This is a genomic window from Burkholderia sp. BCC0044 (assembly GCF_902832955.1).
Lineage (GTDB): Bacteria > Pseudomonadota > Gammaproteobacteria > Burkholderiales > Burkholderiaceae > Burkholderia.
In genome coordinates, this window is sequence record NZ_CADFDO010000003.1 from 1042897 (window position 1) to 1065623 (window position 22727).

The window sequence follows — 22727 nt, forward strand, 5'->3', positions numbered from 1 at the left end:
TGGCCGGCTTCCGGCCGATGCGCGCTTACCGCTGCGTCAGCATCATGTACATCTGGATCACGACGTCCGGCGAGAACGTGAACGGCACCCAGCCGTAGCCCGTGTGGCGGGCGACCAGCAGGCGGTCGCCGTTCGCCTGCTTCTGCACGGCCATCATCGGGTTCTTCGTCGTCACGAAACGCCAGCCGGCCGGAATGCCGGGCGGTGGCTCCGGCTGCATCGACGCGCGAGCATGCGCGAGTTCCTCGATCAGTTGCCCCAGTTGCTCCGGATGCAGCGTGATCGACTGGCCGTTGACGGTCAGCGTGAGTTCGTTCTGGGACGGGCGCGCGACGTGCAGCGTCGGCTGGTCGGCCGGCGCGGCGGTGTCGGTTTCGATTGCGGTTTCGGCTTGCGCGGCCGGGATCGGTGCGGTCTCGGCATTGGCCGGGGCGTCGGCTGCTTCGACCACTTCGACCGTTTCCGCCGCAGCCGCCGGCTCGACGACGTCGGCCGTCACGGCCGTGGCGGCAACCGCGCTCGTCGCGGCTTCCTTGACGACGGCCTCGACCAGCGCTTCGGCGTCGGCGATCGCCTTCGCGTGGTGCTGCGCGGCTGCTTCGGCCTCGGCGATCGCTTCGGTATGGCGCTGCGTGATCGCTTCGGCTTCGGCGGTCGCTTCGGCGTGGCGTTGCGCGGCTGCTTCGGCCTGGGCGATCGCTTCGGCGTGACGCTGCGTGATGGCTTCGGCCTCCGCGGTGGCTTCGGCATGACGCTGGGCGGCGGCCTGCGTGTCGGCGAGCGCCTGCGTGTGACGCTGGGCGAGCGCCTCGGCCTCGGCGATCGCGGCCATGTGGCGCTGCGCCGCGGCTTCGGCTTCGGCGGTCGCTTCCGCGTGGCGCTTCGCGGCGGCTTGCGCTTCGGCGGTCGCCGCGGCATGGCGTTGCGCGGCCGCGTCGGCTTCGGTCGCGGCGGCGTGATGACGCTGCGCGGCGGCCTCGGCTTCGGCGATCGCGGCCGCGTGGCGCTGCGACGCGGCTTCGGCATCCGCGTGACGTTGCGCGAGCGCTTCGGTCAGCGCGGTGGCTTCCGCATGGCGCTGCGAAGCGGCCTCGGCTTGCGTGGCGGCATCCGTATGACGTTGGGCGGCTGCTTCCGCGGCGGCGGTGGCGTCGGCATGGCGCCGCTGCGCGGCTTCGGCGTCGGCGGCTGCGGCCGTGTGACGCTGCGCGGCGGCCTGCGCTTCGGCTTCCGCCGCCGCGTGACGCTCGGCCGCGGCCCGGGCTTCCGCTGCCGCGGCGCGCGCGAAGGCTTCCGCGCTGCGTGCCGCCTGCTGGGCGGCGTGGTGATCGTGGAGGAGCTGATCGACGCCCGTGGCGAGCGAAGCGATCTGATCGTTCAGGTTCATGCGTGTCTTCTCTGCGTAAGACCCGCGATTTTAACCGCTGCGCCGATGCCGGTCCGTGCGCGACGTGTAACAAAGTGCGCAAAGCGGCGCGACGTGCGCCGCTTTGTGTTACTTCAGGTAGCCCGCCGAGCCGAACCAGTCGAGCGCATCGCGCAGCCCTTCGCGATACGGGCGTGCACGGTAGCCGAGCTCGCGCTCGGCCTTCGCCGACGTGAAATACATCTTGTTCTTCGACATCCGCAGCCCGTCGACGGTGACGAACGGCTCCTTCTTCGTGAACTTCGCGACCGCTTCGGCGCCGACCGCGAGCGGGTACAGCGGCCAGCGCGGCAGCGCGATCGTCGGCGCCTTGCGGCCCGTCATCTGCGCGATGTCCGCGAGCATCTGCTGCAGCGGCAGGTTCTCGCCGCCGAGGATGTAGCGCTCGCCGATCCGGCCGCGCTCGAGCGCGAGGAAGTGGCCGTGCGCGACGTCGTCGACGTGCACGAGGTTCAGGCCGGTATCGACGAACGCGGGAATCTTGCCGAGCGCGGCCTCGACGATGATGCGGCCGGTCGGCGTGGGCTTCACGTCGCGCGGGCCGATCGGCGTCGACGGGTTGACGATCACGGCCGGCAGCCCTTCGTCGGCGATCATCCGTTCGACCGCGCGCTCCGCGAGCACCTTGCTGCGCTTGTAGACGCCGATCGCCTGCTCGGCCGTGAGCGGCCGGTTCTCGTCGGACGGGTCGCCGGCGCTCGTCACCTTCAGCGTCGCGACGCTGCTCGTGTAGACGATCCGCTCGACGCCTTCCGCGCGGGCCGCCCGCATCGTCGCGACCGCGCCTTCGAGGTTCGCGCGCTCGATCTCGTCCGGGTCGGGCGCCCACAGCCGGTAGTCGGCCGCGACGTGCAGCAGGTAGCGCACGCCGCGCAGCGCGGCGCGCATCGACGCCTCGTCGCGCATGTCGCCGGTGACGATCTCGGCGTCGAGATCCGCGACGTTCGTGCGCGGGCTGGTCGGGCGCACGAGCACGCGCACCGCATAGCCTTTCTGCTGCGCGATGCGCGCGACGGCCGAGCCGACGAAACCGGACGCGCCGGTGACGAGAACGAGATCGCGGGAGGTATCAGTCATGCGTTTCCTTCAGGGCCGCGCGGGCGGCGCGGCGGTTGGGCATCGGCGAGATTGTACGTGGTCGGCGTGCGCGGCGACGCCCGGCCGGCGCGTGTGCGAAGCGGCCGACGCGACTACAATGCCGGGCTTGAATGCAACGGGAGGGCGACGCGATGAGCCGCAATGAACTGGACGAACGGATCGAGACCTACTACGTGCGGGTGCGCGGCGTCGTGCAGGGCGTCGGCTTTCGTCATGCGACGGTACGCGAAGCGCATGCGCTGAAGCTGCGCGGCTGGGTCGCGAATCTCGAGGACGGCACCGTCGAGGCGATGATCCAGGGCCCCGGCGCGCAGATCGACCGGATGCTCGCATGGCTGCGTCACGGGCCGCCCGCCGCGCGCGTGACCGAGGTGACGTTCGAGGAACGCCGGACCGAGAAGCGCTTCGAACGCTTCCAGCAGCAGTAAAAAAGGCACAAAACGACCATGACGGGGTATCCGGAAGCCGGGCGCGGCCTCACGCTGTCGGTGATGGCGTCGACGCTGTTCGCGCTGATGTCGGCTTACGCGAAACTGCTCGCGCCGCTCACGGGGCTCGACATCTTCGCGTGGCGCATCGTGTGGACCGCGCCGGGCGCGCTCGCGCTGATCGCGCTGCGCGGCCGCTGGCCGGCGCTCGTCGAGCTCGCGCGGCGCAGTGCGCGCGACTGGCGCCTGCTGATCGCGCTGCCGGTGAGCGCGGCGCTGCTCGGCGTGCAGCTGTGGCTGTTCCTGTGGGCGCCGCTGCACGGCCGCATGCTCGAAGTGTCGCTCGGCTATTTCCTGCTGCCGCTGACGATGGTGCTCGTCGGCCGCTTCTACTATCACGAACGGCTCGACCCGCTGCAATGGGCGGCGGTCGCGTGCGCGGCGCTCGGCGTCGCGCACGAGGTGTGGGCGACGCGCGCGTTCGCGTGGCCGACGCTCGTCGTCGCGCTCGGCTATCCGCCGTATTTCGTGCTGCGCCGGCGGATCAACGCCGATTCGCTGGCCGCGTTCGCGGTCGAGATCGTGCTGCTGTGCCCGATCGCGTTCGCGATGGTCGCGACCAGCGCGACGCCGGTCGCCGGCCAGCCGCTGCTGTGGGCCGCGCTGCTGCCGGGGCTCGGCATCCTCAGCACGCTCGCGCTCGCGAGCTACCTGAAGGCGAGCCGGATGCTGCCGATGGCGCTGTTCGGGATTCTCGGCTACGTCGAGCCCGTGCTGCTCGTCGTGGTGTCGCTGCTGCTGCTCGGTGAAACGCTGAGCGTCGCGCAGCTCGCGACGTACGGGCCGATCTGGGTCGCCGTCGCGCTGACCGCATGGCACAGCGCGATGCTGATGCGGCGCTTGCCCGCGCGCGGTTAGCCGCATCGTTGCGATGCGCCGGCCGTGCGCAACGTGCCGCGCGTCGCGTGCTTCATCGACCATCGAACCGCGCGCGTTGCGCTGCCGAGTCTCGCCGAATCCATCGATACTGACCGCCAACTGGCGCCGCGCTGACGCGAATCTGGCGACGCCGCCGGCTTCGCCGCGCAACGCTCGCGCTTGTAATCGAAGAGAAGATTCAGTTGCACTTTGTTACTTAGGGTCGCCCCGGATCGGCCATTAGACTGATCTGACCGACTTCCCTTCGTATGCAGTTTCTCAATGAACGGTCATCTCCGCGCCTGGCCAGCCGGGTTGGCGCGATGCGAGCATACGCGTATCGCCGCCGATCGCGCTCGCCTGCTCTCTCCCGATCCTTTCCCCGGTGCGTGCCGCACCGCCGTCGTGCAGGTGCGCGCATGTCGTTGAGCCCGCCGCGTTCTGCCACGATGCAGCCGCCGCGCGGCGGCCGCCTGATCGAAATCGATTTCTTCCGCGGGCTCGTGCTGTTGATGATCGTCGTCGATCACATCGGTGCGAGCGTGCTGTCGCGCGTGACGCTGCACGCATTCGCGCTGTGCGATGCGGCCGAGGTGTTCGTGTTCCTCGGCGGCTTCGCGACCGCGAGCGCGTACGGCGCGATCGCCGAGCGGCAAGGCGCGCGCGCCGCGCAGCAGCGGTTCGTGCGGCGCGCGATGCAGATCTACCGCGCGTTTCTCGCGACGTCGATGCTGATGCTCGTCGTGTCGGTGGTGCTCGACCACTTCGGCATCGAGGCGCCGAACCTCGCGCTCGACGACGTCAGCGTGATGCTCGCATCGCCGCTCACCGGGCTCGCCGAGCTGCTGACGTTCCAGCGCCAGCCGTATCTCGCGTCGGTGCTGCCGATGTACGTGCTGTTCGCGCTCGCGTCGCCGGTGCTGGTGCCGTTCGCGCGGCGCCATCCGTGGCTGCTCGTCGCGCTCGGCATTGCGTCGTGGCTCACGGCGGGCTGGCTCGGCCCGGAACTGCTGGACACCGACGGCTTCCGCTGGAGCTTCAACCCGTTCGCGTGGCAACTGATGTTCGTCGCCGGCGTGCTTGCACGCTGCCAGCCGTTCTACCGGCGCGTCGCGCTCGGCCGCTGGGGTGCCGCGGCGACCGGGCTTGCGTGCGCGATCGTGCTCGGCTGCGCGAGCTACAAGCTGTTCTCGGGGCTGCCGCTGCCCGAAGGCGTGCTCAAGCGCGACCTCGCGCTGCCGCGCGTGGTGAGCTTCGCGGCCATCGCGTGGCTGATGGCCGATTGCGTGCGCTTCGGCTGGATCGCGCGGATCGCGGAGGGCGTGCGCCCCGTCGTGGCGGTCGGCCAGCGCGGGCTGATCTGCTTCGTCGCGGGCGCGGCGATCTCGCTCGTGATCGATTCGCTGCTGCATCCGGTCGTGCGCAGCGCCGATCTGCGGCACGTCGGCGTGGGCCTCGTGGCCGACGCGTGCGCGGTCGGGCTGATGATGGCGGTGGCCGGTTCGGGAACGTGGATCGCGCGATGGCGCGGCGCGGCGGCGTAGGCGCGCGCAAGGAGGGGGGGGCGGCGCGGCAGGCGCCGCGCGGCGTCAGTGAGGTGAGCCGATACGGGAGCGGGGCGTGGCGGTGGCGTCGTCGGATTCGGCGTCGTCGCGTTCGTCCTGCGCCGGATCGTCGCGCTCCGCGAGCACCGCATCGGCTTCGGCCGCGGCCCGGGCGGCGCGCATCGCGGTACAGCGCTGCGCGTGCCGGATGTCCGACAGGATCCTCAAAAGCCGCGTCGTCTTGCTTTTCATCGTGTTCTCCCGCCAGTGCGCATCTCGCGAAGCGGATGCGTTGCCTGCAACCAGTGTAGGACGCGTTCGCGTTTCTGGCGGGAGAATGTGGCGTGCACGCCGCACGCCGAGGGATAGTACTTACTGCGCGGCGACGGCTGCTTGCGCCTGCAACGCTTCTTCGCGGCGCTCTTCCGTGCAGCGCTGATGCTGGCGCGACAGGCGGTTCATCAGCGGCAGCAGCAGCAGCGCGAGCAGCATGCCGATCGCGGCGAGCCAGCCGAGCTTCTCGAACAGCGACAGGTAGAGCGGCAGCGATTCGGTGGCCGGCAGTTCGTGCGACGGCATCTGCGCGAAGTTCGCGACGACGCTGCCCAGATACTGCGACACGCCCGTCGCGACGAAATACGCACCCATCATGAAGCCGCTCATGCGCGCCGGCACGTAGCGGGCGATCATCGCGAGGCCCAGGCCGCTCACCAGCAGCTCGCCGAGCGAGTACAGCCCGTAGCCCCACACCATGAACCACGACGACACGCGGCCGTCGACCGCGTAGCGGCCGCTGATGGTGAACACCAGGTAGCCCGCGGCGACCGCGCCGAAACCGAGCGCGTACTTCGCGGCGACCGGCAGGTCGCGGCCGCCCTTCGCGACGGCGTTGTAGACCCACACCAGCACCGGGCTCAGCAGCATGATCCAGATCGGGTTCAGCGCCTGGAACTGCGCGGCGCTCCACGTGAACAGCGTCGTGCCGAACAGCATGAAGCGCGGATCGACGTTGCGCAGCGCGAACAGCGTCAGCGACGTCGACATCTGCACGTAGAAGATGAAGAACAGGATCACCTGGCCGATCAGCACGAGCGCCGCGATCAGGCCCGCGCGCTCCGAGCGCTCCGACTTCGCGATCATGTACGCGAAGATCGCGAGGATCGCGAACGCCGCCGTCCACACGCTCGCGACCGCGAGCTGCTTGTGCTGCAGCACGTACAGCGTGATCAGCGCGAGCGCGACGCCGCCGGCCGCGACCGCGCCGAGGCGCTTCCAGCGGATCGGCTGGTCGTCCGGCTGCGAGCCGACGTGCGCGAGCGTGCGGTGCATCAGCATGAAGTTGAGGATCGCGAGCAGCATGCCGCCGCAGCAGACCGCGAACGCGGTGTGCCAGCCCCAGTGATCCTTGATCCACGGCGTCGCGAGCATCGACACCGTCGAGCCGATGTTGACCGCCATGTAGTAGATCGTGAATGCGCTGTCGATGCGCGCATCGTCGCCTTCGTAGATGCGGCGCACGAGGTTCGCGGCGTTGGCCTTGAACAGCCCGTTGCCGACCACGATCACGCCGAGCGACGCGTACATGTACGTCAGCTGATCGTTCGGCACCGCGAGCATCAGGTAGCCGGTGCACAGCACGGCCGCGCCGATGATCATCGTGCGGCGGGCGCCGAGCACCTTGTCGCCGATCCAGCCGCCGATCGACGGCGCGGCGTAGACGAGTGCGGTGAAGGCCCCCCAGGTCAGGTTCGCATGGCTGTCGGTGAAGCCGAGCCGGTCGACCATGAAGAGGACCAGGAGCGCGGCCATGCCGTAGTAGCCGAAGCGCTCCCACATTTCGATGAGGAAGACCGTCGTGAACGATCGGGTCTGTGAAACAGGTACGTGCATCATCAATCTCGTTTGAAACGGACGGCGCGGATCGCGCGTCGCCTTGAGGGTCGAACTGGCGCCGGAGCACGGTGGCCGGGTAGGCTTGCGTCGGCGATGGAGCAGTCGAGCGGTTAGCTCGGGCCGGGGTCGGATTCCACCTGAAAAGGCGGAGCGCGGCCCCGACCGGCGCGCGAATGGTAACGTTTGCCGGTCCGGTGCGTCGGGTCCGCGCCACTTAGGGAAACTCCCGATATGGCAGCAGCTTTCAGGAACATTTGTCTCATCATCTACTTGTAAGCTTGACGCCCGTTCTCCGCAGATTCCCGGAGAGCCGCTTGCAGCTTGCCTGTGAAGCCGGCGAGTCTGGCAAGATAGCGCGTCGTTTCGCTCGCTTCGGGCCCTGTTTAGTGCACCGGGCTCAACGCCGAAGGCGTGTACGAACCCGAAGATTAAGCTATCTCCAATTAACTTAGTTACTTTCCATCAAACATTTTTTGACGACCACTTTTCGGCCTGCTATGGTTCCCCCCACTGAAAACTCGCGATCGGCAGACGCTGTCGCACTCGGCAGCAAGATTCGCGCGTTGCGCCAACGTCTGAAGCGCACGCTCGACGACACCGCTACCGCCGCGGGGATTTCGAAGCCGTTTCTGTCTCAAGTCGAGCGCGGGCTCGCGTCGCCGTCACTGACGTCGCTGGCCGGTATCGCCCACGCGCTCGGCGTGACGGTGCAGTACTTCGTGGATACGCCGAGCGAGGAACGCTCGGTGTGCCGAGGCGATCAGCTGCGCTTCTTCGGGTTTGCCGATTCGGCGAACCTGTTCGCGCGACTGACGAACGTGTCCGAAGGGCGCCAGCTGGAGGCGATCCTCGTGAGGATGCCGCCGGGGCAGAAACGGTCCGAGGTGACGACACATGCAGGAGAGGAGTTCCTGTACGTGATTGAAGGGGAAGTGTCGCTGACGCTGGAAGGCAAGACGTTCGTCCTGCAGGCCGGCGACAGTTCGCACTATCAGTCGACGGTGCCGCACAGCTGGGTCAACACCGCGAAGATCGAGTCGGTGGTGGTCTGGGTCGGTACGCCGCGACTGTTCTAACGCACGGGTATTCCTTCGTTTCTTCGACGGAATGCCTGTCGAAAGAAATGTAAGGAATACTAACATGCAATACGAGAACCACGGGCCTCCTCAATCGCTGCCCCCGTCAGCGTCTCACGCGTAAGCCGCGGCATCCGCCGCGCGACGCCCACCGAACCACCTTCTCAAGACTGCCACGATGAAATCCTTGCATGCCATGTCGGCCGTGCTGGCCGCGCTCGCCCTGACGCCCGTCGCCCACGCCGTAACCGTTCCGTCGAACGTCGCGCTCGCTCCGCAACAGGACCTGACGCGACAGGTGCCGGCCGAGGTCGAGTCGCTCGACCCGGCGCACATCGAATCGTGGACCGGCAACACGATCGGCCTCGACCTGTTCGAAGGGCTCGCGCGGATCGATGCGGCCGGCCAGGTCGTGCCGGGCGTCGCGCTGTCGTGGGAACGCAAGACGCCGCAGACGTGGATCTTCAAGCTTCGCCACGACGCGAAGTGGAGCAACGGCCAGCCGGTGACGGCCGCCGATTTCGTCTATTCGTGGCAACGCCTCGTCGATCCGAAGACGGGCTCGAAGTACACGATCCTCGTCGAGTTCATCAAGAACTCGAAGGACATCATCGCCGGCAAGGCCGCACCGACGACGCTCGGCGTGCGCGCGGTCGACCCGTACACGCTGGAAGTGACGACCGACGTGCCCGTCGCGTTCTTCCCCGAACTGACCGCGATGGCGCCGCTCGTGCCGGTGAACAAGGACGTGGTCGCGAAGTTCGGCGACGCATGGACGCGCCCGGGCAACCTCGTCAGCAACGGCGCGTACCAGCTCGTCGACTGGCAGCCGAACAACCGCATCGTGATCTCGAAGGATGCGAAGTACTGGAACGCGCCGAAGGTCGTGATCAACAAGGTCACGTACCTGCCGATCGAAAGCGACGAAACCGCGATGCGCATGTACCAGGCCGGCCAGATCGACTACAGCTACTCGATCCCGTCGGGCATCTTCCAGCAGGTCAGCAAGCAGTTCGGCGGCGAACTGCGCCCGGGCCTGCAGCTCGCGACCTACTACTACTACCTGAACAACAGCGACGCGGCGCTGAAGGACAAGCGCGTGCGCGAGGCGCTGTCGATGGTGATCGATCGCGACGTGCTGACGTCGAAGCTCACGCAGGCCGGCGAGAAGCCGATGTACGGGCTGATGCCGAACGGCACGAAGGGCGTGCAGCCGTTCACGCCGGAATGGGCGTCGTGGCCGATGGCCAAGCGCATCGCGACCGCGAAGGACCTGCTGAAGCAGGCCGGCTATTCGGACGCGAAGCCGCTGTCGTTCACGCTCACGTACAACACCAACGACCTGCACAAGAAGGTCGCGCTGTTCACCGCATCGGAATGGCGCACGAAGCTCGGCGTCACCACGAAGCTCGAGAACGTCGAATTCAAGGTGCTGATGAAAGAGCGGCATGACGGCAAGGTGCAGATCGCGCGCGACGGCTGGTTCGCCGACTACAACGACGCGATGACCTTCTTCGACCTGATCCGCTGCGGCAGCTCGCAGAACACCGTCGGCTACTGCAACAAGCAGGTCGACGCGCTCGTCGAGGAAGGCAACCAGAAGCTCGACGACAAGGCGCGCGCCGCGCTGCTCACGCAGGCGCACGACATGGCGCTGAAGGACACGCCGATGGTGCCGCTGTTCCAGTACTCGGCCGACCGTCTCGTGAAGTCCTACGTGGGCGGCTATTCGCTGAAGAACGTGATCGACATGCGTGCTTCGCAGGACATGTACCTGATCAAGCACTGAGCGGAGCGATCATGCTGGCCTACGCATTGAGGCGCACGTTGTGGGCGGTGCCGACGATCCTCGCGGTCATCACCGTCTGCTACCTGCTGCTGCATTTCACACCCGGCGGCCCGTTCGATACGGAGAAGCAGCTGTCCGCCGCGACGCTCGCGAACCTGAACGCGAAGTACCACCTCGACGAGCCGCTGTGGAAGCAGTACCTGCTGTATCTCGGCTCGCTGCTGCACGGCGATCTCGGCCCGTCGTTCCGTTACGTCGACTGGTCGGTGAACGATCTCGTGAAGAAGGCGCTGCCCGTGAGCCTCGGCGTGGGCGGCGTGTCGATCCCGCTCTCGATCGTGTTCGGCGTGCTGCTCGGCACCGTCGCGGCCGTGCGCCGCGACAGCGTGATCGACCGCTTCGTGATGCTGATCGGCAACATCGGCAACGTCGTGCCGCCGTTCGTGCTCGGCCCGGTGCTCGTGTGGATCTTCGCGATCCTGCTGAAGACGTCGGCCGGCAACGGCTGGCTGCCGGCCGGCGGCTGGGGCGACGGCGGCTGGCAGTACCGGCTGCTGCCGATCGCGTTGCTGACGCTCATCAACGTGTCGCTGCTCGCGCGCGTGATGCGCGGCTCGATGATCGAGACGCTGTCGAGCAACTACATCCGCACCGCGCGCGCGAAGGGCCTGCCGGGCTCGACGATCGTGCTGCGTCACGCGCTCAAGCCCGCGCTGATGCCGGTCGTGTCGCTGTTCGGCACGGTCTGCATCACGTCGATCACGGCGGCCGTCGTCACCGAATCGGTGTTCGCGCTGCCGGGCCTCGGGCAGCTCGTCGTGAACGGCGCGATCAACCGCGACTACACGCTGGTGCTCGGCCTCGTCGTGCTGACGACCGTCTTCGCGGTGCTGTTCAACCTGCTGGTCGACCTCGCGTACGCATGGCTCGATCCGCGCATCCGTTATTGAGCGAGGCACAGCGATGACCCCGACCACTCCCGCCGTCGGCCTGCCCGTGCAGACCGATTCGCCGCCGCGTTCGCGCTCGCCGCTCGAGCTCGCGTTCGCGCGCTTCCTTCACAACCGCGCGGCGCTGTTCAGCCTCGCGCTGCTCGTGCTGATCACGCTCGCCTGTTTCGTCGGCCCGTGGCTGCTCGCGGCCGATCCCGCCGCGAGCGACTGGGCCTCGATCAGCCTGCCGCCGACCTGGGCGAACCAGCACTGGTTCGGCACCGACGAGCTCGGCCGCGACCTGCTCGTGCGCACGCTGATCGGCGGCCGCGTATCGATCGAGGTCGGCCTGCTCGGCACGCTCGTGTCGGGCCTGTTCGGCGTCGCGTGGGGCGCGACCGCGGGCTTCGCGGGCGGCCGCGTCGACTCCGTGATGATGCGCGTCGTCGACATGATGTACGCGATCCCGTACCTGCTGATCGCGATCCTGATGATGACCCTGTTCGGCCGCTCGTTCATGCTGGTCGTGCTGACCATCAGCGCGTTCTCGTGGATCGACATGGCGCGCGTCGTGCGCGGCCAGACGCTGTCGCTGCGCAATCGCGAGTTCGTCGACGCGGCGCGCGCGATCGGTGTCACGCCGACGTCGATCGTGCTGCGCCACGTCGTGCCGAACCTGCTCGGCGTGGTCGTCGTGTACGCGACGGTCTCGGTGCCGAACATCGTGCTGACCGAATCGGTGCTGTCGTTCCTCGGCCTCGGCGTGCAGGAGCCGATGACGAGCTGGGGCGTGCTGATCCAGGACGGCGCGCAGAAACTGGAATCGACGCCGTGGCTGCTGCTGGCCCCGGCCGTCATGCTGTGCGTGACGCTCTACTGCGTGAACTTCGTCGGCGACGGCCTGCGTGACGCGCTCGACCCGAAGGATCGCTGAAGATGGCCGCTCTGCTGGAAGTTGAAAACCTCGGCGTGCGCTTCACGCGCAAGGATGCGCCGCCGATCGACGCCGTGAACGGCGTGTCGTTCTCGCTCGAAGCCGGCAAGACGCTCGGCATCGTCGGCGAATCGGGCTCGGGCAAGAGCCAGACCGTGATGGCGCTGCTCGGCCTGCTGGCCGGCAACGGCACGACGACCGGCGCCGCGCGCTACCGCGGCGACAACCTGCTCGACATGGATACGCGCGCGCTGAACGCGGTGCGCGGCGATCGCATCGCGATGATCTTCCAGGACCCGATGACGTCGCTCAATCCGTTCCTGACGATCGAGCGGCAGATGACCGAGACGCTGCAGCTGCATCGCAAGCTGTCGCGCAAGGCAGCCATCAAGCGCGCGATCGAGGCGCTCGAATCGGTGCGGATTCCCGACGCGGCGCGCCGCATCCGCATGTATCCGCACGAGTTCTCGGGCGGCATGCGCCAGCGCGTGATGATCGCGATGGCGCTGTTGTCGGAGCCTGAAATCCTGATCGCCGACGAGCCGACCACCGCGCTCGACGTGACCGTGCAGGCGCAGATCATCGACCTGCTGCGCGAGCTGAACCGCGAGCGCGGCACCGCGATCGTGCTGATCACGCACGACATGGGCGTGGTCGCCGGCCTCGCCGACGACGTGATGGTCATGTACGCGGGCCGCACCGTCGAATACGCGCCGGCCGACTCGATCTTCGCGGCGCCGTCGCATCCGTACACGATCGGCCTGCTCAACGCGCTGCCGCGCCTGACCGACGCGGACGATGCGCCGCTCGTCGCGATTCCCGGCAACCCGCCGATGCCCGGCACCGCGCCGGCCGGCTGCGCGTTCGCGAAGCGCTGCACGTATGCGGAAGAACGCTGCGGCGCCGAGCGCCCGGTGCTCGAAACCTATGGCGCCGTGGGCGCGGTGCGCGCGTGCCACCGGCCCCTGGCCGATCTGACGGGAGGTCTGCGATGAGCGTCGATGAACGCCGCCAAGCCGGCGCGACGGACGACACGCTGCTGTCCGTCGACGATCTGAAAGTGCATTTCCGCGTGCCGCTCGGCGGTTATCCGTGGTCGCCGAAGGGCACGCTGCGCGCGGTCGACGGCGTGTCGTTCGACGTCAAGCGCGGCGAGACGGTCGGGCTCGTCGGCGAGTCCGGCTGCGGGAAATCGACGCTCGCGCGCGCGTTGATCGGCCTCGTGCCGATGACGGCCGGCACCGTGAAATGGCGCGGCCAGGCCGTGGCGCCCGATCACCTGCGCGGCACCGCGATGCGGCGCGAAGTGCAGATGATCTTCCAGGATCCGCTCGCGTCGCTCGATCCGCGCATGACGATCGAGCAGGTCGTCGCGGAGCCGCTCGTCACGCACCAGCCGGGCCTCGGCCGTACCGAAGTGCGCCGCCGCGTGATCTCGATGCTCGAACGCGTCGGCCTGAACGCGCATCACCTGCTGCGTTATCCGCATGAATTCTCGGGCGGGCAGTGCCAGCGCGTCGGCATTGCGCGCGCGCTGATCAGCGAGCCGAAGCTCGTGATCTGCGACGAACCCGTGTCGGCGCTCGACGTGTCGATCCAGGCGCAGATCGTGAACCTGCTGCGCGATCTGCAACGCGAACTGTCGTTGTCCTATCTGTTCGTCGCGCACGACCTGGCGGTGGTGAAGGCCATCAGCCAGCGCGTGCTCGTGATGTATCTCGGCCGCGTGATGGAGTTCGGCACGCGGCATGACGTGTACGGCGTGCCGCAACACCCGTACACGAAGGCGCTGCTCGATGCGGCGCCGACGCCGGAGCCGGCGCGCGAGCGTGCTCGCCGTCCGATGCTGCTGGCGGGCGAGATGCCCTCGCCGCTCAACCCGCCGTCCGGCTGCGCGTTCCGCACGCGCTGCCCGGTCGCGATCGACGCGTGCGCGCAGGACGTGCCGCTGCCGGAAGTGCGGCAGGGGTCGGCGGCGCGCGTCGCGTGCATCCGCGCGGGCGCGGCGTGAAGTAACGCAGCAAACAAAACCAAGGCAGGTCAACAGGGGTAGGTGCGGCGCGAACGATCTTCGCGCCGCGGGTACAGGCGCGTCCTTAGCCGGGCTCGCCGGGGGGCTGGGAGCGGATCGCGACCGGCGTGGACGATATCAACACAAGACGAGAATTATTACGATGAAAAAGCAGAAGACGATCGGGACGGCATCGAAGATGCTGCTTGCATGGGGACTGCCGGCGCTCGCCGGCGTCTCGCTGACGGGCGTCGCGCACGCCGACGACGCGGCCCCCGCGCCGTTGACGGTCGCGCAGGCCGCACCGGCCGCCGGGTCGGGCACGTCGGTTGCGCAGGCAACGACCCCGAACGCCGTGATCAACGCCGAGGCGACCCAGGCCGTCACGCCGCCCGACGAGCCGTCGGCGCAGTCGAAATCGAACGGCTTCATCGCCGACAGCCATCTCGACTTCCTGTTCCGCAACTATGCGGACGTGCTCGACAACAAGGGCGGGCCGCATCGCCATGCGTGGGTCCAGGGCGCGATGGCGAACTTCGAGTCGGGCTACACGACCGGCCTGATCGGGATCGGCTTCGATGCGTCGCTGTATGCGGCGCTGAAGCTCGACGGCGGCCAGGGCGCCGGCAGCATGGTGCACATCGCGAAGGGCGGCGGCGGCGGCAACCAGCTCGCATGGGCCTACCCGGGCATCTACGACATCAAGGCGCGCATCTCGAACACGGTGGTCAAGTACGGTCTGCAGGCCGTCGACAACCCGTTCATGGAACAGCACGACAACCGCGCGCTGCCGCCGACGTTCCTCGGCGCGACGCTCGTCAGCAATGAATTCAAGAACGTGATGCTCGAGGCCGGCAGCTTCACGAAGACCGACGCGCGCGGTCACACGACGCTCACCAACCTGACGACGCAATACGGCGGCACGCGCATCAATCGCCTGTCGTATGTCGGCGGCACGTGGGACTACTCGCCGAACGGCGAAGTCGCGCTGTACGCGAACCAGGCCGACGACGTGTGGCACCAGTACTACGCGTCGGTGAAGCACAGCATCGGCAGCCCGCAGACGATCAAGTGGACCGGCTTCGGCAACGTCTACTCGACGCACGACACGGGCGATGCGCTGCAAGGCAAGATCAACAACAACGCGTACAGCCTGTCGCTGGCCGCGCAGCACGGCCCGCACGAGCTGCTGCTCGGCTTCCAGCACGTGCTCGGCGACCAGTTCTTCGACTACCTGAACGAAACGAACGGCATCTTCCTGACCAACTCGATGGACGTCGACTACAACGCGCCGCACGAAAAATCGCTGCAGCTGCGTTACACGTTCTACGGCAAGGAAGCGGGCCTGCCGGGCTTCAAGGCGATGGTGTGGGGCGTGACGGGCTGGGGCGCGGACGGCAGCGCGGGCGCGGCCAACGACCCGAGCAAGTCGAGCATCTACTGGAGCAACGGCGCGCCGGTGCAGGGCCGTCACCACGAGTTCGGCTTCATCCCGTCGTACACGTTCCAGAGCGGCAAGCTGAAGAACACGAAGGTCACGTTCATCGCGATGTGGCACAACGGTTCGGCCCACTACTCGGACGCGACGAACACGGAGTACCGTCTGGTCGTGAACCTGCCGCTGCACGCGTTCTGAGCGAAGGGGGCGCAAGGCCCCCCGTGTCGTGCAAGCCGGCCTGCGATCGGTGCGATCAGGCCGGCTTGTGCCAGCCCGCGACGGAATCGTTCGCCGCGGGCGTTTCTTCCACGAGCGACGTGAGCTGGCGGCCCGTATCGCGCCACGCGTCGAGGCCGCCGCGCAGCGCGAGCGCATCGGTGAAGCCTGCATCGAGCAGGCGCTTCGCCATCAGCGCGGCCGTCACTTCGTTCGGGCACGAGCAATACACGACGAATTTCTGCGTGAGCGGATAGCGCGCGACGATGTCGCCGATCTGGCGCTCGTCGGCGAACTGCGCACCGGGAATCGTGAACGGGTCGAGCTTGCGATGCTCGGGCGAGCGGACGTCGAGCACCACCGGCGCGGCCGTGTCGCGCAGCAGCACGTCGAGTTCGTCGACGCCTATCCGTGCATTCGCGAGCTGGCGGATCAGCGCGCGGCGGCGCATCCACCGCACGGCCGCGTAGATCGCGAGCAGCGCGACGATGACCAGCAGCACCGCGTGGCCGAGGCGGCTCGCGCCGGCGAACAGCCAGTCGATCTGCCGGTAGAACACGAGGCCGGCCAGCAGCCCGACGATCGTCCACAGCGCGGCGCCGAGCGCATCGTAGCCGGCGAACGTCCGATAGCGCGTGCCGAGCGCGCCGGCCATCGGCACTGACACCAGCGACAACCCCGGAATGAAGCGCGCGACCGCGAGCACGCGCACGCCGTAGCGGCCGAAGAAGCGCTCGGTCTTTTTCACGCAGGTATCGCGCGACAGCGACAGCCGGCAGATCGTCTTCAGCGTCGTGCCGCCGTAACGCCGCCCGGCGACGTACCAGACCGTGTCGCCGATCAGCGCGCCGAGCACCGACAGCACGACGACCGTCACGAGCTGCGAGCCGATCATCGCCGGGTGCATCGCGGACATCGCGCCGAACAGCACGAGCGTCGGCATCGCGGGCACCGGCAGGCCGATGGCCGCCGCGAGCACGTTGGCGAACACGAGAAGCGGCCCGTACTGGGCGACGAGGTCACGGAGCATGACGGCTGGCCGAAAAGGAAAAGAAAATGCGTGGGCGGGAAACGCAGATGGGCCGATTATCGGCCTTTTTCAAGACAGCGGCGGGAATGACGCAAAAGCGCCTGACGGCGGCAGGGGGATGCGGGTGAGCCGGCGCGTTGCACGCGGCTCACCGTTCGGAATCAGGAAGGCGTACGGGCGAGCGATGCGGCGCCGTGGTTTTCGCCGGGCAACTCGGCGCCGTGCGAGCGGATCGCCGCGATCAGTTCGGCCGGGGTGATCTCGTAGCGAACCTCGCGGTGGATGCCGGGCTTGCGTTCGTCGACCTCGATCAGCAGCACGCTCTTGCCGTCGCCCGTTGCTTCGAGCCGGAGGGAGCGCAGTTCGCGACCGTCGGCCGCGTCGTGTTCGGTGAGCAGGGTCATTGCCCCGGATGAGCCGGTAGTGCGCATCGAACCTATCCTCGTGTCGTGTCGTGGATGCCGTGGCGGCAAAGATGTCTTTGTTGAATACAGCTTGACGCAGTTTAACGCGAACGGGCCGTGACACGGAGCATTTTCGTGGGGACGAAAAGAGGGCTATACCACTTATCCTTCTGATGTTTGAGCCGCGCCGGGCGGGCGTCTCCGCCGGATCGGGCGCCGGCCGGAACCGGTACCCGAGCGGTGTGCGCGGCCCCGCCGACGCGGGCGGCGACACGCGCTGGACTGCGCGTCGCCACGGCGGCGTCAGAAGCGGTCGGCGAGCCCCATCGCCGGGTCGCTGACCGAGTGGCGGCCGGTTTCCACGCGGCCGGCCACGCGGCGCGAGAAGCTTGCGTCGCTGTCGGCGGTGACGATGAAGTCGTACCAATGGCCGGTCGAGTCGAGCTTCCAGTGCAGTTCGGACTGGTCGCCGGCGTGCACCGTGACGGTCCACGTGGTGCCGGTGCCGTGACCGTTGCCCTGGCCGTTGCCGTTTTCGTTGCCGTGGCCATGACCGTGGCCGTCGTTTGCGCCGCGCCCCGACAGCGGCCCGTAGACCTGGTTCGACTTCACCGTGAAGCGCACCGTGCCGCCGCCGTCGTTGCGCAGCCGCAGGTGGAGGTTGCCGCTCGCGCCCGCATAGCCGACGCGCACTTCCGGCTGCGGCGCGCGCGCGCCGGCCACGCGGCTCAGGTCGCCGGTGAAGCGGCGGTGAAAGCCGTTCGGGCCGAGCACCCACAGGTCATATTTACCGCCATCGTCGGCGCGCGCGGCCCAGTCGCCGTGCAGCTTTTTGCCCGGCTCGACGACGTAGCGCCGCGGCAGCCGGTCGAGGTGCAGCTTGTCATAGACGTGAAACACGGCGGCCGCGCGGCCGGTGTTCGCGAACTTCAGCGTGACCGTGCCGGCGCCGGCATCGGTGCGCGCGCTCGCATGCAGCTCGTACGGCAGCGCGCGCGACGGGCGCACGCCGGTGGCCTGCGCGGGCAGCGCGGGCGTGGCGGGCGGCACGATCTTGGGCGCGGTTTGCTGCGCGGCGCTCAGCGCGTCGACCTGGCTTTTCGTCGAACGGCCCGCGAGCGTCGGCAGCGGCTCGTCGTTCGGCGTGCGGAAGTTGAACGCGCTCGTCAGGTCGCCGCACACCGCGCGGCGGTACGCGCTGATCTGCGGCTCCGCGACGCCGAAGCGCTGCTCGAGGAAGCGCAGCGTCGACGTATGGTCGAACACCTGCGAGTTGACCCAGCCGCCGCGGCTCCATGGCGACACGATCCACATCGGCACGCGCGGGCCCGGGCCGTACGGACGGCCATCGATGGCCGGCTGGCTCGACGTGGCGGGCGCGAAGTCGTGGTACTCGGCCGCGACGTCGGCGGCCGGCAGCGTATGGCCGCCCGCGAGCGTGCCGTCGGTGTTGCGCGACGGCACGGCCGGCGACGGCATGTGGTCGAAGAAGCCGTCGTTCTCGTCGTAGTTGACCAGCAGCACGGTCTTGCTCCAGACCTCCGGGTTCGCCGTCAGCGCATCGAGCACGGCCTGCACGTACCAGCCGCCCTGCGCGGGGCTCGACGGCCCCGGGTGTTCGCTGTACGCGGACGGCGGGATGATCCACGACACTTGCGGCAGCTTGCCGTCGCGGATGTCGTCGCGGAACGTTTCGAGAAAGCCGTACGGCATCGTGTTGCCGAAGCCCTTCGCGAGCGGGCTCAGCGGATCGTCGATCGCCGGGTCGTAGAACGCGCCGGCCGCCGTCACCGGCTGCGTGATGTCGGTCGACGCGACGTACGCGGGCCGGCGCGCGGCCGGCATCTGCTCGATCGCCGCGCGCCAGTGGCGGAAGCTCATCATCTCGTTGCAGCCGAAATTGTCGATCAGGCTCTGGTAGACCTTCCAGTTCACGCCGGCCTGTTGCAGCCGGTCGGCATAGGTCGTCCAGGTCCAGCCCTGGCTCGACGGGCCGATGTCGTTGCCGCCGTTGAACTGGTTGTTCAGCGCGGCGATCTTCACGCGGCTGCCGTCGGCCGGGCTGACGCCGTTCGGGCCGTTGGTGCCGCTCCAGTAGAACAGGCGGTTCGCGATCGTGCCCGTGTGCATCCCGCAGTGGTAGTGGTCGCACAGCGTGAACGCATCGGCGAGCGCGCGCTGGAACGGCACTTCGGCCGCGTCGTAATAGCCCATCGACAGCGGCGTCTTCGCGTCGGGCCAGCGGTTCATCCGGCCGTGATCCCACGCGGCCTGCGCATCGGCCCACGTGTGCGGCGTGCCGCCCGCGCGCTGCGCGTTGCCCTGGCGCGCGTCGAGGTGATACGGCGTCACGGTCGCGGCGGGCGTCGCCTTCGTGTATGCCTGGTAGAACACGTCGCGGCCGTTCGGCGACGGCACCGCGAAGCGGTCGCCATAGCCGCGCACGCCCTTGAACGTGCCGAAGTAACTGTCGAACGCGCGGTTCTCCATCATCAGCAGCACGACGTGCTTGACGTCCTGGATGGTCCCCGTTTCGTGGAAGGCGGGAATCGCGAGCGCGCGGCGGATGCTCGGCGGAAACGCGGACAGCGCGGCGGCGGCGAGGCCGGAGCCGGCGGTCTGCTGAAGGAATTTGCGGCGTGACGTCATGGCGTTCGGATCCTGTGAGGGTGGGAGCGTTCGTGAGTGCGTCTGGTCGTGCCCGGGCGTCGTCCCGCCCCGGGGCGAGCGCCGATGCGTGCGTGTTCGGGGCGTCGGCCGCGCGTCGCGGCGGTGTGCGTATCGGGCCCGATGCCCGATGCCCGACGTCGCGCGGATGCCGCGGCCTCGTCGTCGCGATCCCGTGCGCCGCGCGCTCGTGATGCGCGGAGCAGGTGTCGGCACACACCGGCTCGGCGCATGCCGGGCTGGGGCGGCGCCCAGTCTAGGGAGTCGACATGACGTCGACGTGATGAAGAAATGACATCGCATGTCGCGCGCGTGACGTTGCGTGCGCAACGATTCGTTCAGGCGCGATGCGAGCTTGAAGACGGTCAGAAATTACCGATCGACGCAGGTGTGACCGGTCAGAATTTTCCGGATTCTGCGGGATGGCGTGAATGCGTTTCGTTGCGGATGCAACCGGGCGTGCGACCGCGTGACATCCGTGTTTCAAATGCGTGAAATCGGCTAAGCTCGATGCGTTGCTGCGCGCTTGCGCAGTCCGCGCCGTCGGCGCGACTTTTCGGAACCGGCCCACCCATGACCGATATCAGAATCCGGCACAGCGAGGCGCACGACGTCGACGCGATCCGGCAGATTGCCGCGCATCCCGCGGTGTACATGAATACGTTGCAACAGCCGTTTCCGTCGCTCGAAAAATGGCAGAAGCGGCTCGACGACGTGCGCGAGCACGGCGTGAGCCTCGTCGCCGAAATCGACGGGACGGTGGTCGGCCATCTCGGCCTGCATCCCGAGCCGAATCCGCGCCGGCGCCACGCGGCGGCGCTCGGCATGATGGTCGACGCGACCCGTCACGGGCGCGGCATCGGCGGCCGGCTGCTCGCGGCCGCGATCGATCTCGCGGAGAACTGGCTGAACGTCACGCGTCTGGAGCTGACCGTGTTCACCGACAACCGCGCGGCGATCTCGCTCTACGAGAAACACGGTTTCCGCATCGAAGGCGAATCGCCGGATTACGCGTTGCGCGACGGCGTGCATGCGTCCGTGTATCACATGGCGCGGCTCAAGGCGCGGCAATGAAAGGCCGGCCGTCGCGGACGTGACGGCGCACGCTGCCGCGCGTCATATCCAATCGAGAATTCGTTCGTTTTCCTTCGGCTGTACCCGTCGTATCGTCGAACGATTTGCCGGTCGCTGCGGCCGGCTTCGCTTTTCCGTATCGATGCATGCGCGGCGCTGCAGGTCGGCCGGCCTCATCGTCATCGCTTCACGGCCCTCGTTGCGTGCGCGGCATCTCCCTGAAACCGTCTTTTTCAACGGAACCCGCTTCGATGAAAACCATTCTCCGCACGCTCACCGCCGCCTGCCTGTTCGCTGCCGCCGGTGCGGCGCTTGCCGCTGCCACGCCCGCGGGTGCGCCGGTGGCCAGCGCATCGTCCGGCGGTGCGCATCTGCCGCCGGGCATCGCGTGGCAACACGGCGACGTCGATGCCGCGTTCGCGCTCGCGAAGCGCGAGGGCAAGCCGCTGCTGCTGTACTGGGGCGCGGTATGGTGCCCGTCGTGCAACCAGGTGAAGTCGACGATCTTCAGCCAGCAGGCATTCAAGACGCGCTCGTCGTTCTTCGTGCCCGTGTATCTCGACGGCGATACCGAAAGCGCGCAGAAGCTCGGCGAGCGTTTCAAGGTGCACGGCTATCCGACGATGATCCTGTTCCGCCCCGACGGCACCGAAGTGACGCGGCTGCCGGGCGAAGCCGATCTCGACCGCTACATGCAGGCGCTGTCGCTCGGGATGACGGCCGCGCATCCGGTGCGGCAGACGCTCGCGACCGCGCTGAAGAACGGCGCGGCGCTGACGCCGGACGAATGGCGCCTGCTGGCCGACTATTCATGGGATACCGACGGCGCGTTGCCGGTGCCGGCCGATCGTGTCGCCGAGACGCTGCAGTCGCTCGCGCAACGCGCGCGGGCGGCCGGTGCGAAAGCCGAAGCGGCGCGCTTTGCGCTGAAGTCGGCGGTGGTCGCCGCGTCGGACGACCCGACGCAGGCCGGTGCGCTCGACAAGGCCGCGCTCGCCGATTCGCTGCGCGCGGTGCTGCGCGATGCCGCGCTGTCGCGGGCCGATTCGGACGTGCTGGTCGCGGCGCCCGCGCGCGTGGTCGCGTATCTCGGCGGCGACGACGCGCAGCGCACGAAGCTGCGCGGCGCGTACGACGCGGCACTGGCGCGCCTGTCGACCGACACCACGCTGTCGTCGATCGACCGGCTGATGGCGCTGCACGGCCGCGTGCTGCTCGCGCGCGGCGACGCACGCAAGGGCGCACCGTTCGCCGCACCGGCGCTGGCCGACACCGCGCGCAAGCAGATCGCCGCGTCGGTGCAGGGCGCGGCGAACGCGTACGAGCGTCAGGCGCTCGTCAGCGAGGGCGCGGACACGCTGACCGACGCGGGGCTGTACGACGAATCGGATGCGTTGCTGAAGGCCGAGCTGCCGCGTTCGTCCACGCCGTACTACTTCATGTCGGGTCTGGCCGCGAACGCGAAGGCGCGCGGCGACAAGGCGGCCGCGCTCGACTGGTATCGCAAGGCGTACGACGCGGCGAGCGGGCCGGCGACGAAGCTGCGCTGGGGCGCGACTTACTTCGCGAATGCGGTCGAACTGGCGCCGGACGATTCGGCGCGCATCGAAGGGATTGCGGCCAGCGTGCTCGCGCAGGCCGACAAGACCCGCGACGCGTTCTACGGCGCGAACCTGCGCGCGCTGACCAAGGTCGTCACGCAGCTGAACCGCTGGCGCGGCAGTGGCGCACACGACGCGTCGGTCAGGACGGTCGTGAAGCAGTTCGACGGCGTGTGCGGGAAGCTGCCTGCCGGCGATCCGCAGGCGGCGGCGTGCGCGAAGCTGATCCAGCCCGTGAAGGCGTGACG

General features: G+C 68.4%; 19 protein-coding genes. 12 read left to right on the forward strand and 7 right to left on the reverse strand.

Features of this window, described 5'->3' with window-relative positions; genetic code table 11:
- Positions 1–25: 25 nt before the first annotated feature.
- Both HWX14_RS21665 and hpnA read right to left on the reverse strand, forming a co-directional pair.
- The gene (locus tag HWX14_RS21665) at positions 26–1387 is read right to left on the reverse strand and encodes a phage tail protein (RefSeq protein WP_175884414.1); all 1362 of its coding nucleotides are present in this window, start codon (positions 1385–1387) and stop codon (positions 26–28) included.
- Between the two features lie 108 nt (positions 1388–1495).
- Entirely contained in the window at positions 1496–2503 is a 1008-nt protein-coding gene (gene hpnA / locus HWX14_RS21670; RefSeq protein ID WP_011353724.1) for a hopanoid-associated sugar epimerase, read from the reverse strand.
- Between the two features lie 152 nt (positions 2504–2655).
- On the opposite strand from hpnA, the gene HWX14_RS21675 reads away from it, so the two are divergent.
- From HWX14_RS21675 to HWX14_RS21685, 3 genes are all read left to right on the forward strand, one after another.
- Positions 2656–2952, forward strand: a complete 297-nt coding sequence (locus HWX14_RS21675) for an acylphosphatase (RefSeq protein ID WP_006480292.1) — start codon at positions 2656–2658, stop codon at positions 2950–2952.
- A gap of 18 nt (positions 2953–2970) precedes the next feature.
- Positions 2971–3870 carry an EamA family transporter RarD gene (rarD, locus tag HWX14_RS21680; RefSeq protein ID WP_175884415.1) on the forward strand — a complete coding sequence of 300 codons (900 nt, stop codon included), beginning with the start codon at positions 2971–2973 and terminating at the stop codon, positions 3868–3870.
- 419 nt (positions 3871–4289) lie between these two features.
- Positions 4290–5414, forward strand: coding sequence for an OpgC domain-containing protein (locus tag HWX14_RS21685; RefSeq protein WP_175884416.1), 1125 nt, complete (start codon positions 4290–4292; stop codon positions 5412–5414).
- A gap of 45 nt (positions 5415–5459) precedes the next feature.
- Here HWX14_RS21685 and HWX14_RS21690 read toward each other — a convergent pair whose 3' ends face one another.
- Both HWX14_RS21690 and HWX14_RS21695 read right to left on the reverse strand, forming a co-directional pair.
- Positions 5460–5666: a hypothetical protein gene (locus tag HWX14_RS21690; protein WP_175884417.1), complete on the reverse strand. Its 207-nt coding sequence runs from the start codon at positions 5664–5666 to the stop codon at positions 5460–5462.
- A gap of 120 nt (positions 5667–5786) precedes the next feature.
- Positions 5787–7307, reverse strand: a complete 1521-nt coding sequence (locus HWX14_RS21695) for a peptide MFS transporter (protein WP_175884418.1) — start codon at positions 7305–7307, stop codon at positions 5787–5789.
- A gap of 497 nt (positions 7308–7804) precedes the next feature.
- On the opposite strand from HWX14_RS21695, the gene HWX14_RS21700 reads away from it, so the two are divergent.
- The 7 genes from HWX14_RS21700 to HWX14_RS21730 all read left to right on the forward strand — a co-directional run bounded on the left by HWX14_RS21700 (position 7805) and on the right by HWX14_RS21730 (position 15685).
- Positions 7805–8383 carry a cupin domain-containing protein gene (locus HWX14_RS21700; protein ID WP_011548888.1) on the forward strand — a complete coding sequence of 193 codons (579 nt, stop codon included), beginning with the start codon at positions 7805–7807 and terminating at the stop codon, positions 8381–8383.
- A 178-nt stretch (positions 8384–8561) separates the two neighbouring features.
- Complete coding sequence (locus HWX14_RS21705) at positions 8562–10172, forward strand: peptide ABC transporter substrate-binding protein (protein WP_175884419.1); 1611 nt, start codon at positions 8562–8564, stop codon at positions 10170–10172.
- Between the two features lie 11 nt (positions 10173–10183).
- Positions 10184–11122 carry an ABC transporter permease subunit gene (locus HWX14_RS21710; protein WP_175884420.1) on the forward strand — a complete coding sequence of 313 codons (939 nt, stop codon included), beginning with the start codon at positions 10184–10186 and terminating at the stop codon, positions 11120–11122.
- A gap of 13 nt (positions 11123–11135) precedes the next feature.
- Complete coding sequence (locus HWX14_RS21715) at positions 11136–12038, forward strand: ABC transporter permease subunit (protein WP_175884421.1); 903 nt, start codon at positions 11136–11138, stop codon at positions 12036–12038.
- Between the two features lie 2 nt (positions 12039–12040).
- Positions 12041–13033: an ABC transporter ATP-binding protein gene (locus HWX14_RS21720; protein WP_175884422.1), complete on the forward strand. Its 993-nt coding sequence runs from the start codon at positions 12041–12043 to the stop codon at positions 13031–13033.
- The gene (locus tag HWX14_RS21725) at positions 13030–14049 is read left to right on the forward strand and encodes an oligopeptide/dipeptide ABC transporter ATP-binding protein (RefSeq protein WP_175884423.1); all 1020 of its coding nucleotides are present in this window, start codon (positions 13030–13032) and stop codon (positions 14047–14049) included. The genes HWX14_RS21720 and HWX14_RS21725 overlap by 4 nt, the downstream gene beginning before the upstream one ends.
- Before the next feature lie 163 nt (positions 14050–14212).
- Complete coding sequence (locus HWX14_RS21730) at positions 14213–15685, forward strand: OprD family outer membrane porin (RefSeq protein WP_175884424.1); 1473 nt, start codon at positions 14213–14215, stop codon at positions 15683–15685.
- Between the two features lie 55 nt (positions 15686–15740).
- Here HWX14_RS21730 and HWX14_RS21735 read toward each other — a convergent pair whose 3' ends face one another.
- The 3 genes from HWX14_RS21735 to HWX14_RS21745 all read right to left on the reverse strand — a co-directional run bounded on the left by HWX14_RS21735 (position 15741) and on the right by HWX14_RS21745 (position 19786).
- Complete coding sequence (locus HWX14_RS21735; RefSeq protein WP_175884425.1) at positions 15741–16733, reverse strand: DedA family protein/thiosulfate sulfurtransferase GlpE; 993 nt, start codon at positions 16731–16733, stop codon at positions 15741–15743.
- Positions 16734–16894: 161 nt separating this feature from the next.
- Positions 16895–17164: a hypothetical protein gene (locus HWX14_RS21740; RefSeq protein ID WP_059581751.1), complete on the reverse strand. Its 270-nt coding sequence runs from the start codon at positions 17162–17164 to the stop codon at positions 16895–16897.
- A 276-nt stretch (positions 17165–17440) separates the two neighbouring features.
- Positions 17441–19786, reverse strand: coding sequence for a phospholipase C, phosphocholine-specific (locus HWX14_RS21745; RefSeq protein ID WP_175884426.1), 2346 nt, complete (start codon positions 19784–19786; stop codon positions 17441–17443).
- Between the two features lie 591 nt (positions 19787–20377).
- Between HWX14_RS21745 and HWX14_RS21750 the strand changes: the two genes are divergently transcribed.
- A complete protein-coding gene (locus HWX14_RS21750) occupies positions 20378–20878 on the forward strand; it encodes a GNAT family N-acetyltransferase (protein ID WP_175884427.1) in 501 nt (166 codons plus the stop codon).
- A 251-nt stretch (positions 20879–21129) separates the two neighbouring features.
- Positions 21130–22725, forward strand: coding sequence for a thioredoxin family protein (locus HWX14_RS21755; RefSeq protein WP_175884428.1), 1596 nt, complete (start codon positions 21130–21132; stop codon positions 22723–22725).
- Positions 22726–22727 lie beyond the last annotated feature (2 nt).

Bases quoted from the DNA above. Each gene is read 5' to 3' on its own strand.
- HWX14_RS21705 (WP_175884419.1), top strand. From the start codon at position 8,562: ATGAAATCCTTGCATGCCATGTCGGCCGTGCTGGCCGCGCTCGCCCTG.
- HWX14_RS21750 (WP_175884427.1), top strand. From the start codon at position 20,378: ATGACCGATATCAGAATCCGGCACAGCGAGGCGCACGACGTCGACGCG.
- HWX14_RS21695 (WP_175884418.1), bottom strand. From the start codon at position 7,307: ATGATGCACGTACCTGTTTCACAGACCCGATCGTTCACGACGGTCTTC.
- HWX14_RS21725 (WP_175884423.1), top strand. From the start codon at position 13,030: ATGAGCGTCGATGAACGCCGCCAAGCCGGCGCGACGGACGACACGCTG.
- HWX14_RS21715 (WP_175884421.1), top strand. From the start codon at position 11,136: ATGACCCCGACCACTCCCGCCGTCGGCCTGCCCGTGCAGACCGATTCG.
- HWX14_RS21700 (WP_011548888.1), top strand. From the start codon at position 7,805: ATGGTTCCCCCCACTGAAAACTCGCGATCGGCAGACGCTGTCGCACTC.
- HWX14_RS21735 (WP_175884425.1), bottom strand. From the start codon at position 16,733: ATGCTCCGTGACCTCGTCGCCCAGTACGGGCCGCTTCTCGTGTTCGCC.
- HWX14_RS21685 (WP_175884416.1), top strand. From the start codon at position 4,290: ATGTCGTTGAGCCCGCCGCGTTCTGCCACGATGCAGCCGCCGCGCGGC.
- hpnA (WP_011353724.1), bottom strand. From the start codon at position 2,503: ATGACTGATACCTCCCGCGATCTCGTTCTCGTCACCGGCGCGTCCGGT.
- HWX14_RS21665 (WP_175884414.1), bottom strand. From the start codon at position 1,387: ATGAACCTGAACGATCAGATCGCTTCGCTCGCCACGGGCGTCGATCAG.
- HWX14_RS21755 (WP_175884428.1), top strand. From the start codon at position 21,130: ATGAAAACCATTCTCCGCACGCTCACCGCCGCCTGCCTGTTCGCTGCC.
- HWX14_RS21720 (WP_175884422.1), top strand. From the start codon at position 12,041: ATGGCCGCTCTGCTGGAAGTTGAAAACCTCGGCGTGCGCTTCACGCGC.
- HWX14_RS21730 (WP_175884424.1), top strand. From the start codon at position 14,213: ATGAAAAAGCAGAAGACGATCGGGACGGCATCGAAGATGCTGCTTGCA.
- HWX14_RS21745 (WP_175884426.1), bottom strand. From the start codon at position 19,786: ATGACGTCACGCCGCAAATTCCTTCAGCAGACCGCCGGCTCCGGCCTC.
- rarD (WP_175884415.1), top strand. From the start codon at position 2,971: ATGACGGGGTATCCGGAAGCCGGGCGCGGCCTCACGCTGTCGGTGATG.
- HWX14_RS21675 (WP_006480292.1), top strand. From the start codon at position 2,656: ATGAGCCGCAATGAACTGGACGAACGGATCGAGACCTACTACGTGCGG.
- HWX14_RS21690 (WP_175884417.1), bottom strand. From the start codon at position 5,666: ATGAAAAGCAAGACGACGCGGCTTTTGAGGATCCTGTCGGACATCCGG.
- HWX14_RS21710 (WP_175884420.1), top strand. From the start codon at position 10,184: ATGCTGGCCTACGCATTGAGGCGCACGTTGTGGGCGGTGCCGACGATC.
- HWX14_RS21740 (WP_059581751.1), bottom strand. From the start codon at position 17,164: ATGCGCACTACCGGCTCATCCGGGGCAATGACCCTGCTCACCGAACAC.